We start from the raw sequence: 13,609 nt of genomic DNA on the forward strand, positions 1-13,609 counted from the left end.
TTTAGACCTATCAATCTATAGCTTACGTGCTTGATGCCCAATATCTGTTCGGTATTGCATTCCTTCAAAATGTATACCGTCTTCGCCAACAGCCGCATAGGCGGCTTGTGCGGCTTCGTCAACAGATGCTCCTTGGCCGGTTACATATAATACGCGGCCGCCAGAAACAACGACTTCCACACCATCTTGTTTGGTGCCGCCATGGTGGACGATAACGTTAGGATATGTTTTATCCAAACCGTGAATTACTGCACCTTTTTCGGGATTTTCCGGATAGCCTTTTGCCGCTAGGCAAATCGTGAGGGCCGCTTGTCCCGTGAACTTCGGGTCATCTAAATCAGGTGTATTACCAGCGGCAGTGTCACGAATCATTTTATACACATCAACGTCTATACCTGTGAGTGAACATAATATAACCTGTGTTTCGGGGTCGCCAAAACGAGCGTTATATTCGATCACAATAGGATCTCCATTACGCTCAGCAGCGAGCATGAGACCCATATAAAGAACACCTTGGTATGGAGTACCTTCTTTTGCCATACCGGCAATAGTTTGTGCGGCTATTTCGCGAATTTTCGAAAGACCCTGTTCATTAAACATCTTTTCGGGTACTGGGGTATATGCACCCATACCTCCTGTATTTGGTCCTGTGTCTCCCGTGCCTAAGCGTTTGTGATCTTGGGCGAAGAAAGGAATAATACTGTATTGATCGCCGTCACTGATGACAAAGACAGATACCTCCGGTCCGCTTAACCGCTCTTGAATGACTACCCCATCAGCACCTGCGCTCTCGAAGCTTTCACCTGACAGCATTGAAGCAAGTGTTGATTCTGCTTCAATGATTGTTGTAGGCAGCACGACCCCTTTTCCACCAGCCAAGCCATCGGCCTTTAGAACCATTGTCTCAGGTGCGCGATTTTTTATTGCGTCGTAAGCCTCATCTATAGTATGAACAGTCTGCGATTCGGGTTGAGGGATGGTGTACTTTCGCATAAAGTCGCTGGCAAACGATTTACTGCCTTCAAGTCTCGCGGCTGTTGCGTTCGGTCCAAATACTGGAATATTCTCTTGGCGCAGTTGATCGGCTAGACCGGCTACGAGAGGTGCTTCAGGACCAATGACAACTGTCAGGCCATCTTTAGCGGCTGTCGTAAATTTAATAATCTCGGCTGTGTCATTTGGGCCAAAAGGTAGATTTTCTGTCTTTTGTACAGAGGCGGTTCCTGGATTACCCGGAGCGCAGTAAATGAGCGTGACGTCGGGTGACTTGCTCATTTCAACCGCTAATGCATGTTCACGTCCACCGCTTCCAATAATTAACACTGATCCAGCCACTTGCAACCCTCCTAAACTTTTATTTAACTCTACAGCGGTTAGTTATGATTTGCAAGCTTATGGTTACATATCGACCACTCTATGTTATGACTTGAAAAACAGGCGCTCATCAGATAAAATAACTAAGTATCACACACGTACGCCGCTTTAGCTCAGTTGGTTAGAGCAGCTGTTTTGTAAACAGCAGGTCTTCGGTTCGAATCCGAAAAGCGGCTCCATGACAAGGCAATGATATTTCGTTGTTTTGTGATGGATATGCTGGGGTAGTGAAGCGGTCAAACACAACAGACTGTAAATCTGTCGGCTTATGCCTTCGCAGGTTCGAATCCTGCCCCCAGTACCAAAGTAAAATGCCACGCCGAAAGGTTGTGGCATTTTACTTTGGTACGATTCTCTTTCTCTGTTCCTTGCAAAGTATCATCTAATACGACAAAATAAGCCTAAACACTACTAAGGCGGGAGGTTGAGCGATGACCGATTCATCTGATAAGCAAGCATTTACTGAAAGCGAATATGGAGCGATCAGTACAATCGATGGTCGTGACGCACGTCTAGTGGATGAACTGCGCCCTTATATATCTGAGTTTGGATTTATGAAGAACCGTTGCCGCGTCGAAGCAGCATGGATTATAACACTCGCCGATATACTGCCGGATGTTCCGGCTTTACCCAAGAAATCAAGGGCGTTACTCGAAGATATCAAAAGTGGACACGCTTTTACCAATGAGGATATGGCGGCTATTAAGACGATCGAAGCAATAACACGCCATGATGTCAAAGCCGTTGAACTCATGCTGCGGGATCGATTTACAGAAATGGGTGCATTTGAAGATCATATTGAATTAACTCATTTTGGCCTTACATCAGAAGATGTTAACAATCTGGCTGAAGCTCTTGGCCTACGTGACATTCGTAATGATGTGTTTTTGCCTTCCATCATTTCAATATCGAATGATCTCGCCGATAAGGCAAAATCATGGGCCGGTATACCCATGCTAGGTCGTACCCACGGCCAGCCTGCAACACCTACGACCCTCGGAAAGGAGTTTGCGGTATTTGTTGATCGAATTACAAAAGCAACAGATCACTTTGCTCAGGTACGTATATATGGAAAACTTAACGGTGCTACGGGTGGCTATAATGCACTGAAGGTTGTGTACCCAGAAGTTAACTGGCCAGCTGTTTCAAGAGAATTTGTAACATCACTTGGACTAGAGTTCAACCGCATTACGACACAGGTTGAACCACACGATTGGATGGCCCGCTATTTGCACGCGTTGAGCGAAGCTAGCAATCCTATGGTCGATTTATCAAAAGATGCATGGCTATATATTTCGCAAGATTACCTTAGACAAACGAGTATTAAAGGTGAGGTAGGTTCTTCAACCATGCCTCATAAGGTTAACCCAATTGATTTTGAAAAGGCTGAAGCTAACTTTGATACTTTTGCAACTCTTGCCGATGGATTGGCACGCAAGCTCACACAATCTCGGCTGCAACGTGACCTCAGTGATTCGTCGTCGCGGCGCGCCATTGGCACAGCGCTTGGACACAACCTCATAGCCTTAAAATCGTTACAAAGAGGACTGTCGAAAATAAGTCCTAGTGAAGCAGCTATCGCAAATGATCTCGACAGCCACTGGGAAGTTCTGACTGAGCCAATACAGCAAATGCTTCGACGTTACAATATTAAAGGCGGGTACGATACCACGAAAAGCTTATCGCGTGGAAAGTTGTTCACAAAACAGCAATACAATGAACTAGTTGATTCGGTTGCGGATGTATTACCAGAAGAAGCTACTAAACGGCTTCGAAGCCTTACCCCGGCGACGTATGTTGGCTATGCCAAAGAAATAGCGCTTAATCAAGAATAGATAAGGGCTAATTAGTGGTATCTATTGCTGCTCGAATGTTCGCTTCAATCCGAGCAAGCGGATCGCCGCTTGCTGGAATGAATTTCTGGCCGGTCAAACGTTCGTATACGTAGACGTAACGGTTGGCGAGTTCTTCTAAAAGTTCGTCTGGTGGTTCTGGCGCTACTGTGTCTTTGTAGGGGTCAAAACGTGTTTTAAACCAAAGACGAACAAATTCTTTATCATAGTTATCGGGTTCTTGCCCTTTTTCGATTTGCTGCTGGTAATTATCGGCACGCCAGTAGCGTGAAGAATCCGGTGTGTGAATTTCATCGATAAGAACGATATTATTCTGTTCGTCTAGGCCGAACTCGTATTTGGTGTCAACCAGAATCAACCCATTGGCTTCGGCAGTTTTTTGTCCAAAAATAAATAATTTAAGGGCGATATCCTGAGCTTTTTCCCATGTATCGGCATCAATTAATCCCTCTGCTACGGCCTCTTTTGGAGTGAGCGGACGGTCATGCGTCTCAAATTTAGTCGTCGGTGTTAGGACGGGGCTTGGCAGCTTTTGATTTTTAGTAAGTCCCTCAGGTAATGTAAAATCGCCAAAATCGCGCTGTCCTTCACTGTAGGTGTGCCATAGTGACGTATTGGTTACCCCCGTAATATATCCTCGGACGATCATTTCTAGAGGTAACACTTTATATTTATTGCACCATGTCACATTAGGGTCAGGGAAGCTTTTTATGTGGTTTTGGACGATGTGTTTTGTCTGATCAAACCACCAACGGCTAATAGCCGTAAGAAGCTCGCCTTTATGCGGAACGAGTGCTAAGTTGCGGTCAAATGCCGAATAGCGATCGGTCGTTACTATTAATAATGTGTCCCCAAAATCATACACATCACGCACCTTGCCGTGATAAAGTGCTAACTGATTAGGGAACTGAAAATTCGTATCCTCTATCACGGTTTTATTCATACGTTAAGTATAAATGGGATACCGAAAAACACAAGTTTCATGTATGATTACCATATGAATGAACAGGAGACGATAGGCATCGTTGGTGGAGGCCAGCTAGGTCGTATGCTCACTCTTGCGGCACTGCCCCTTGGGTTTAAAGTCGTGGTGATAAACCCCACCTCCGGGAGCCCGGCGTCCCAGGTGGGCGCAGAAGAGATCATTGCTGATTTGTATGATTCCGCTGCCTTAAAATCGTTGGCTGAACTCTCTGATCATCTGACTATTGAAATCGAACATCTTGACGCTGATACACTCGATACACTTGTGGCCCAGGGTAGTCAGATTAACCCCGCGCCTAGGACTATTAAACTTATTCAAGATAAATTTCTTCAAAAGAAATTCCTAGAGCACGCCGGCATACCGGTTGCTTCGTTTGTTGAAATTAAAGACGAAAAATCAGCCCGTAAGGCGCTAAAAGATTTTGGCGGTAAGATGCTACTGAAAACTCGACACGGCGCCTATGATGGCAGAGGCAACATGCTGGTTGTAAAAACAACAGATATAGATGAAGCTTTCAAATTATTTGCGGGTCGACAACTGTATGCCGAAGCATATGTACCTTTTAAGAAAGAGCTGGCGGTGATGGTTGCACGAAATGCGAACGGTGATGCGGCAACCTATCCAATCGTTGAAACAATTCATGAGCGCAATATTTGTATTGAGGTGCTTGCGCCTGCACCAATACATGAGCAAACACGAAAAAAAGCAGAAAAAATTGCTTTAAAAGTAGCGAAACTGCTTGAGGGTGCTGGCACATTTGGCATTGAGATGTTTCTCACTGAAACGGACGAGGTGCTAGTTAATGAAATTGCGCCGCGTGTTCACAATTCTGGACACTACACGATGGAAGCTAATAGAACCTCACAGTTTGAACAGCATATTCGTGCAGTGACGGGACTGCCGCTTGGCGATACCTCTATGGTCGTCCCCGCTGCTGTAATGGTTAATATATTAGGCGACCGTGACGGCCCAACTATCGTAGAAGGGCTTGGTGATGCGTTACTGATTCCAGGCGTAAGCGTGCATCTTTATGGAAAGTCGCCCACAAAGGTGGATCGTAAAATGGGGCACATTACAGCCACTGGCGCAACAATGGAAGAAGCTAGAGAACGAGCGCGACGAGCAAGGCATCACTTAAACATATAGGAGCGAACATGGCACAGCCGGTAGTAGGAATAATTATGGGTTCAGACTCGGATCTCGACATTATGATCGAGGCAGCTAAAATTTTTGATGAATTCAAAGTTGCCTACGAAGTGAGAATTATTTCGGCGCACCGCACTCCAGATGCTATGGATGCCTATGCAGGAGGGGCCTTGAACCGCGGACTTAAAGTTATTATCGCTGGCGCCGGAGGGTCGGCACATCTAGCGGGAATGACAGCCTCGCATACTTCCCTCCCGGTGATTGCAGTGCCAGTTAAACGAGACCATCATGACCATGAAGCATTATGGTCAAATATTAAGATGCCGCCCGGAATACCCCTTGCGACTATGCCAGAAAACGGCGCCAAGAACGCTGCATTATTTGTTATTGAGATACTGTGTTTGCATGACGCGAATCTCGCAGTCGCCTATGATACATGGCGTACGAAGCAACACGAAAATGTGCTCTCTGCTGACAAGAAATTGAAGAAAATTGGCTGGAAGCAGTATCTGAAGGATCAAAAGTAGCATGTCAATAGAGGGTGCTGTAAAGACGCCAGAAACCTTTCACCGCGCAAGACTTATCGCGGAGGACTTTGATGATACGGCATTTCGTACATTTGAGAAATCGCCTAGCGGCGTGGGTGTAGCAGAAGCATACACACTAAGTATTGAAGATATGTTTGGATCTGAGGCGCTCAGTGCATTTTTGAGCGGAGGAGGTCTTCGCAACCGAGCACCCATCGAGGTCGTACAACAGTTAGCCCCGGACGCAAAAAACGAAGAGCTTAATCGACTTGTTCAGGAACTTACGGAAACCAAGCTCAATATATTAATGGGTGAAATAGGAACACGCTTTTTAGATGGTAGTTTGTGGCCGCGACCAACAGAAGGCTACCTGGATTTATGCGCAATGATAGAGGCCGCCCGTCAAGAAGGGCAATTAATTGATGATGCTATTATCTCATCTGGACATGAACCGTTCATTGAAAAAACGTTTAAAGTGTGGAGCATAGATATTCCGACACATGTCATTGCCACGGAGACGACTCAACGCATTGTTGTAGACCTAGAGGAAGCACCCGAGAACCTTATTAAGCCATCTCCTCTTCTGATGGGGGTAGCTCGTTCAATGTGGGCTCAAGGATACGGTGTGAAAATTCCCGCCCGTAATGGTTTATCGAATGACGAGAAAAGACGTATTGTCTATGTTGGAGATGATCTTGTGAAAGACGGGGGTCTAGCGGAAAATAGCGGCGTAGCTTTTGAATTAATTGACCCCGCTAATTCAGGTCAAACTTGGCAGAGAGTAGCAAGTCGGCTGCAGATCGGAAACTTTAACGCAAAAAATAGAGGCGAAGATGTCTAAAAACAATTGGCATGTTATTACCGGCGGTCCTTCAACTGGCAAGACAACGCTTTTGGCAGAGCTTGAAAAAATGGGATATCATACAATTCCGGAAGCTGCCCGTACCGTTATAGATGACGCGTTGGGCAGGGGGGCAACTGTCGAAGACCTGCGCAGAGATGAAAAATGGTTTCAGGAAGAAGTGACGCGATTAAAACAGAAAATAGAGCTGACTCATGATTCGTCTATCCTCACCTTTTTTGATCGTGGTATGCAGGATACGATTGCATTTTTGCGCTATTATAATTTTGATGTTGAAAAGTGGGTGCAAAAGCTTGCCGATACTTCACACTACCAAAACGTATTTTTGCTACAGGCACTGCCAACGTATGAAGAAGATTACGCACGCGTTGAGGACGAAGATTTTAGAAAAAATATTCAAGGCTTACTTCATGATGCCTACGCCGATTCAGGCATAAACCCCATTATCGTACATGCGGGAACTGTTAAGGACAGAGCGGAATTTATCTTGCATCACTTAAAACCAGAGGACACTATATGAAAAAACAACCACAGCAAACATACGCCGAAACAGGAGTTGACTATAGCGCGATGGATCCGATTAAGGTGCTCGCTCAACAAGCGGCCAGTAGAACAGCTCCGCAATTGAGTGCGTTTGATGCACACGAGATCAGTGAGAGCCGTGGCGAATCTGCGTATGTGTGGGAAGAACATGATGCATACCGTGCCTTGGTTGTTGAAGGTTTGGGGACAAAAAACCTAGTTGCAGATGCCATGCGAGCGTTCACAGGCAAGACATATTATGATTCGATTGCGCAAGATACAGTAGCAATGATTGTTAATGATCTGATTGTAGTAGGCGCACTTCCCCAGGTTGTTAATGCCTATTTTGCTATTGGGAATTCAGATTGGATGCGCGATGAAGTACGTGCAAGAGACCTCATTGACGGGTGGGCCGCTGCATGCGTAAAGAGCGGTGCCACCTGGGGTGGCGGTGAAACCCCAGCACTTAAGGGGATTATAAACCCTGACACGATTGACCTAGGCGGCTCGGCAGTTGGCATAATTAATCCCAAAGATAGATTGGTGCTTGGTGATAAATTAACTGCAGGTGATGTTATTGTCCTCGTTGAAAGCAGTGGCATTCATGCAAATGGAATTACGTTTGTACGGAGCCTTGCAGATAAAGACCCAGGTCTGTACACGACTTCCCTATCAGATGGAAGATTATTTGGTGAAGCCATCCTTACGCCTACGCATTTGTATGTCGCGCTGGTGCGCGACATACAAGAAGCTCATCTCGATGTTCATTACATGGTAAATATTACCGGGCATGGGTGGCGTAAGTTAATGCGAGCTACTCAAAAGTTTTCTTATGTTATAGATAAAGAGCTTGATGTACCACCTGAATTTTTGCTCATGCAGGAGTTGTCGGGGGCAAGTGACACAGAAATGTATGGTAATTTTAATATGGGTGCTGGATTTGCTATCTATTTGTCTCAGAATGATGCTAAAAAAGTAGTAGAAATTGCTGGCGGTTTAGGTCTCAAGGCTATCATTGCAGGCAAGGTTGAGGATGGACCAAGCCAGGTTACTGTCAAATCGAAAAATATTACATTTAGTGGCGATACGCTAGAGGTACGTGGATGAAAATATTTGCAGATGTCGCTGCTCTTTCTGATATTCGTAGGCGGAATCTACTGAAGCAATTGCAGGCACTCGATCATAGCATCACGGCCGTGGATGCTGAGTACATTCATTTTGTTGATGGAGGTGTTGCCCCGGAGAATACCGCTCGGCTGGAAAAGTTGCTTACTTATGGTTCGACCTACGCTGGACAAACGACTGGTGAATTATTTCTCGTTACGCCGCGACCCGGTACGGTTTCGCCTTGGTCGTCCAAAGCAACCGATATTGCCCAAAATGCCGGCCTCAAAAATATTGCTCGTATCGAACGCGGTACGGCCTATTATATTCAGGCAACAGGTAAGCTGCATCGTCAAAGTATCAGTGAAGTACTGCATGATCGTATGGTCGAAAGTGTGCTAGACTCGCTTAATAAAGCTGAGCGGCTGTTCGTCGCATCAAAGCCAAAACCGTTTACGACGATAGATACACTCACGGGTGGCAGAGACATGCTCATCAAGGCGAACAAGGAACTTGGTACAGCAATGGATGGCGGAGAGATTGACTATCTTGTCGATGCTTTTACGGAGATCGGCCGTAATCCAACTGATGTGGAAGTAATGACATTTGGCGCAGTGAATAGCGAGCATACCCGTCACAAAATTTTCAATGCTGACTGGGTTATTGATGGCGAAAAACAGCCGAAAGGCTTATTCAAAATGATCCGTAACACCTATGAACAGAAAAGTGATGACGTTCTGTCAGCTTATTCTGACAACGCGGCTGTTCTGAGAGGCCAAAAGGGTGGACGATTTTTCGCTGAGCCAAAAACAGGAAGGTACGCATACCATCAAGAGCCCATCCACTCTATTATTAAAGTGGAAACACACAATCACCCAACTGCTATTGCGCCGTTTCCCGGCGCGGCAACTGGTACTGGTGGTGAAATTCGCGACGAAGGCGCAACCGGACGTGGCGGTAAGCCAAAAATTGGTCTGGCTGGCTATAGCGTCTCGAACTTGAACATCCCAGGTAGTGTACGACCGTGGGAAAAACCATACGGCAAACCTGACCGAATCGTATCAGCGCTTGATATTATGATCAATGCGCCGCTTGGAGCAGTGAGTTTCGGCAATGAATTTGGCCGGCCGAATGTTGCCGGCTATTTCCGAACCTATGAGCAGAAATCTGAAGGCCAAGTGCGGGGCTATCATAAACCAATTATGATAGCCGGGGGCCTCGGCAATATTCGCGATGGGCATGTCCAGAAAAACACACTTCATGTTGGCAGTAAAGTAATTGTTCTGGGTGGTCCGGCTATGCTTATCGGACTCGGTGGTGGTGCGGCTTCAAGCATGCAGACTGGCTCCAGCAGTGCGGACCTTGATTTTGCATCAGTTCAACGCGGGAATGGCGAAATGGAACGCCGTTGCCAGGAAGTGATTGATGCATGCTGGGCGATGGGTGATGACAACCCGATCATCACCATTCATGACATTGGCGCGGGCGGTTACTCCAATGCCTTGAGCGAATTTGTTCATGATTCTGGCATGGGCGGCATATTTGAACTGCGCGACATTCCGAATGCCGATATAGGTATGACGCCGTTAGAAATCTGGTGTAACGAAGCCCAGGAGCGCTATGTGATTGGCCTCACCGATGAGAACCTGGCATTATTTACCGAAATTTGTGAGCGCGAGCGCTGTCCATTTGCCGTTGTTGGTGCTGCAACCGAAGACGAGCAGCTGATTGTTCACGATGAGCTATTTGATAATAATCCAATAGATATGCCGATGGCAGCGTTATTTGGCAAGCCGCCGAAAATGACGCGTGAAGTGACCCGCAGAAGCCTTCCGAAAACCGCGCTTGACCTGACAAACATAGGTATTGCGGAGGCTGCTAGGCGGGTGCTGCATCTTCCGGCTGTTGGCAGCAAGAAATTCCTAATTACGATTGGCGACCGAAATGTCGGTGGTCTGACAGTGCGTGATCAGATGGTGGGTCCATGGCAGGTGCCAGTGGCGGACGTTGCCGTTTCGGCCGCCGCCTTTGATAGTCAGTTTGGCGAGGCAATGGCCATGGGCGAGCGGACGCCGCTGGCACTGATAGATTCACCTGCTTCTGCTCGTATCGCCATTGGCGAGACAATTACTAATATGCTGGCAAGTGATATTGAAAAACTATCCGACATCAAACTGTCGGCTAACTGGATGGCGGCTGCCTCGGACGCGGGTGAAAATCAGAATTTGTATGACACGGTTAAGGTAGTCGGCGAAGAATTTTGCCCCGATCTTGGGCTGACGATTCCCGTAGGGAAGGATTCGCTGAGTATGCGCACGGTATGGGAAGATAAAGGCGAGCAAAAGAGTGTTATGAGTCCCCTGTCGCTGATCATTACAGGTTTCTCACCAGTTACGGATGTTCGACGTACACTCACACCGTTGCTTAATACGACAGATGACACGTCACTCGTCTTGATTGATCTTGGTGGAGGCGCGAACCGTCTGGGTGGCTCCGCACTTGCACAGGTATTTAACCAAGTTGGCGATACGACACCTGATGTTGATCCAGTAACCCTCAAAAATTTCTTTATTACACTTACTAAATTGAAGGCTGAAGACAAGGTACTTGCCTATCACGATCGCTCGGACGGTGGGCTTTTCGCAACACTTGCCGAGATGGCTTTTGCGAGCCGGTCGGGCCTTACTATTAGCCTGTCTCAAATGCCGGGTACCACAATCGAGAAATTATTCAATGAAGAACTCGGTGCGGTGATTCAGGTCAAAAAATCCGATGAAACAGTTGTGCTGGCAGCTCTGGACAATGCCTATATCGTTGGTCAACCAGCAGGCAATCAAATGATTACAGTGAGTGACGGTGAGTCAGTAGTCTACGAGAACACGCGAATGCAGCTAGAGAGCTGGTGGACTGATACAAGCTACCAAATCCAGAAACTTCGCGATAATCCAGAAGCGGCGGAACAGGAATACATGGCGATTAGCGATGAGACAGACCTAGGAATATCACCAGTTGTGACTTTCATACCTGTAATAAACAGGTATGCCTCGCGGCCAAAAGTAGCTATTTTCCGCGAGCAAGGTGTGAACGGTCAGATAGAAATGGCAGCGGCTTTTGATAAAGCTGGATTTACCAGCGTCGATGTTCACTTGAACGATTTGATGAGTGGCGAGGTGGATTTGAATGATTTCGTCGGCCTTGTCGCTTGCGGAGGATTCTCTTATGGTGACGTGCTGGGTGCAGGTGAGGGCTGGGCGAAGACGATCCTCTTCCACGATGACCTAAGAGCGAAATTCAAGCAGTTCTTTGAACGGCAGGATACATTTAGCTTCGGTGTCTGCAACGGCTGCCAGATGTTGTCTGCGCTCAAGGAATTGATTCCAGGCGCTGAAAACTGGCCCACATTCCTTAAAAATACCTCCGAGCAATTTGAAGCTAGACTTGTATGTGTCCGGGTGAATGAATCACCGTCAATTCTGTTTAGGGACATGTTTGGATCAATTTTGCCGGTGCCAGTTGCTCACGGTGAGGGCTGGGTTAAATTTCCAAACAATGATGCAGCCGTTCAAGTGCAGAAAGATAGTTTGGTCGCGATGCAGTATGTTGACAATCAGGGTGAAATAACAGAGCAATACCCACTGAATCCAAATGGTTCGAAGCTCGGCATTACCTCGTTAACGACGCCTGATGGCCGTGCGACGATAATGATGCCTCATCCTGAGAGGGCTTTTATGAGCCGCCAATTATCATGGCACCCTGTTGATTGGAGTGCAGATTCGCCATGGTTCCGACTTTTCCAGAACGCTCGTAAATGGGTCGATGACCAAAGGTAATAAGAATGAACTACATAACAACGCGTCGAGGTTGCTTGACGCGTTTTGGCTGATCCTGAGGGATAATCATTTTTGCAGATTTTGCACGTAGTTCAGCTGAAAGCTCTGCTTGGCCAGTACGATCGTACGCATCGGCAAGCACGTTAAGCGTCTGAGGGATCGGATCAAGCTCGACGGCCTTTTCAAGAGATGCGATCATTCGTTTGTTGTGGCCTAGCTTTTCCTGTACTTTCGCGTACGCGATATGGCGTGATGCAAGGTCATTTTCCATAGCAAGCGCTTGTTCGAACGCGAGAGCCGCTTTTTCATATTGTTTCGTTTCATAATAGATTAACCCGACGTTATGTAGGCTGCTTGCACTTGGTTCTAGGCTTTGTGCAATTTCAAAGCATTCAATGGCATCTTTGAATGCTTGTTGTTTAGCGTATAGAATGCCGAGTCGGTTGTACGCCGTAGCATTTCGCTCGTCGACACGTAGGATAGTGAGCAGCGCTTTTTCAGCACGAAGATATTTTTTGTCGCGCAAAGATTCCTGTGCAACTTCCCATAGACGTTCGAGTTTTTCGGATAATTTTAGCGGTAAATCAGTGACAACCTCGTTAAGGGTTTGACGACGAAAAACAGCCCAAAAGCCAAATCCTGCTAATAATAAGACGCCTAACATACCATAGTATTATAGCACAAGCTGTGTCAGTTGTAATCTGACATTAAAGTTTGATAACAGATGTTCCTTGACCTGCAAAAGACGCTCTAGCTGATCGACGAGAGATGCCTGGGGCTTAGCGCTTAAACTGCGCCTTGCGATGGTTATCGCGCTATTGATCAGCTCAAGCGCCGCGTCTTTGTCTGATTGATATTTTTGGATGACCGGTAATTTATCGTAGGCTTTAGCTAGCAATAACGTACGCGCGTCTGACATGAGGTCCGCCTTTTGTGCAAAATATGTATCATCTCTCGCAAGTCTTGTTAGCTCCGCAGGGAGACCGTGCGCGATGAATTGTAACTGTGCGCGTTTTGTCGTTTCTTCTATCCCTAAGGTAATTAGATGTTCGTCTGTTTGTGCTGCCGTGATTGGCTGCAGGACAAGTTCCTGAACGCGCGACCGAATCGTCGGTACAAGCAGCTGCGAAGCATGCGTGGTTAGTATGAAATGGGTATGAGCACTAGGTTCTTCAAGCAGCTTCAAAAATGCAGCGGATGCTCCGCGGCTCATGCGATCTGCATCATCAATGACGATAATACGCGCACTCGTACGTTTTGCCCTGGTCTGGTCATATAGTAATCGGATCATCTCAACAGTGATAGTTCCCCGCTCGCTGTCAGCTTGTTCCTTTTTGTCCTGTGGTCGCAAAGTGGCCGCTAGTTGCTTGCCTGCGATCTGAAGTGCAATCGTAGATAAGCCTACA

General features: G+C 46.8%; 11 protein-coding genes and 2 tRNA genes. 9 read left to right on the forward strand and 4 right to left on the reverse strand.

Going from position 1 to position 13,609, the window contains the following annotated elements; genetic code table 11:
* Nucleotides 1-15 precede the first annotated feature (15 nt).
* The gene (gene purD, locus VK497_03675; protein HMI09466.1) at nt 16-1,335 is read right to left on the reverse strand and encodes a phosphoribosylamine--glycine ligase; all 1,320 of its coding nucleotides are present in this window, start codon (nt 1,333-1,335) and stop codon (nt 16-18) included.
* A 141-nt stretch (nt 1,336-1,476) separates the two neighbouring features.
* On the opposite strand from purD, the gene VK497_03680 reads away from it, so the two are divergent.
* From VK497_03680 to purB, 3 genes are all read left to right on the forward strand, one after another.
* A tRNA-Thr gene (locus VK497_03680) sits at nt 1,477-1,553 on the forward strand.
* Between the two features lie 39 nt (nt 1,554-1,592).
* A tRNA-Tyr gene (locus VK497_03685) sits at nt 1,593-1,678 on the forward strand.
* 127 nt (nt 1,679-1,805) lie between these two features.
* The gene (purB, locus tag VK497_03690; protein ID HMI09467.1) at nt 1,806-3,209 is read left to right on the forward strand and encodes an adenylosuccinate lyase; all 1,404 of its coding nucleotides are present in this window, start codon (nt 1,806-1,808) and stop codon (nt 3,207-3,209) included.
* Between the two features lie 7 nt (nt 3,210-3,216).
* Here purB and VK497_03695 read toward each other — a convergent pair whose 3' ends face one another.
* Nucleotides 3,217-4,170, reverse strand: a complete 954-nt coding sequence (locus VK497_03695) for a phosphoribosylaminoimidazolesuccinocarboxamide synthase (GenBank protein HMI09468.1) — start codon at nt 4,168-4,170, stop codon at nt 3,217-3,219.
* A 39-nt stretch (nt 4,171-4,209) separates the two neighbouring features.
* Here VK497_03695 and purK point away from each other — a divergent pair, with 39 nt between their 5' ends.
* Genes purK through purL form a run of 6 tightly spaced genes read left to right on the forward strand, consistent with a single transcriptional unit; the run spans nt 4,210 to nt 12,203 of the window.
* Complete coding sequence (gene purK, locus VK497_03700) at nt 4,210-5,358, forward strand: 5-(carboxyamino)imidazole ribonucleotide synthase (GenBank protein HMI09469.1); 1,149 nt, start codon at nt 4,210-4,212, stop codon at nt 5,356-5,358.
* An 8-nt stretch (nt 5,359-5,366) separates the two neighbouring features.
* Nucleotides 5,367-5,885, forward strand: a complete 519-nt coding sequence (purE, locus tag VK497_03705) for a 5-(carboxyamino)imidazole ribonucleotide mutase (protein HMI09470.1) — start codon at nt 5,367-5,369, stop codon at nt 5,883-5,885.
* Between the two features lies 1 nt (nt 5,886).
* Nucleotides 5,887-6,726, forward strand: a complete 840-nt coding sequence (locus VK497_03710) for a hypothetical protein (protein ID HMI09471.1) — start codon at nt 5,887-5,889, stop codon at nt 6,724-6,726.
* Nucleotides 6,719-7,267, forward strand: a complete 549-nt coding sequence (locus tag VK497_03715; protein HMI09472.1) for an ATP-binding protein — start codon at nt 6,719-6,721, stop codon at nt 7,265-7,267. Before VK497_03710 ends, VK497_03715 begins: the two co-directional genes overlap by 8 nt.
* Nucleotides 7,264-8,376, forward strand: a complete 1,113-nt coding sequence (locus VK497_03720) for an AIR synthase-related protein (protein HMI09473.1) — start codon at nt 7,264-7,266, stop codon at nt 8,374-8,376. The genes VK497_03715 and VK497_03720 overlap by 4 nt, the downstream gene beginning before the upstream one ends.
* Nucleotides 8,373-12,203, forward strand: coding sequence for a phosphoribosylformylglycinamidine synthase (gene purL, locus VK497_03725; protein HMI09474.1), 3,831 nt, complete (start codon nt 8,373-8,375; stop codon nt 12,201-12,203). The genes VK497_03720 and purL overlap by 4 nt, the downstream gene beginning before the upstream one ends.
* A 10-nt stretch (nt 12,204-12,213) precedes the next feature.
* On the opposite strand, the gene VK497_03730 is transcribed toward purL, so the two are convergent.
* Nucleotides 12,214-12,867 carry a tetratricopeptide repeat protein gene (locus tag VK497_03730; GenBank protein ID HMI09475.1) on the reverse strand — a complete coding sequence of 218 codons (654 nt, stop codon included), beginning with the start codon at nt 12,865-12,867 and terminating at the stop codon, nt 12,214-12,216.
* Nucleotides 12,868-12,876: 9 nt separating this feature from the next.
* Nucleotides 12,877-13,609: AAA family ATPase (locus tag VK497_03735; protein HMI09476.1), on the reverse strand; the 733-nt coding region annotated here is incomplete at its 5' end.

The sequence above is a fragment of the Candidatus Saccharimonadales bacterium genome, assembly GCA_035317825.1.
GTDB lineage: Bacteria > Patescibacteriota > Saccharimonadia > Saccharimonadales > Saccharimonadaceae > DATHGB01.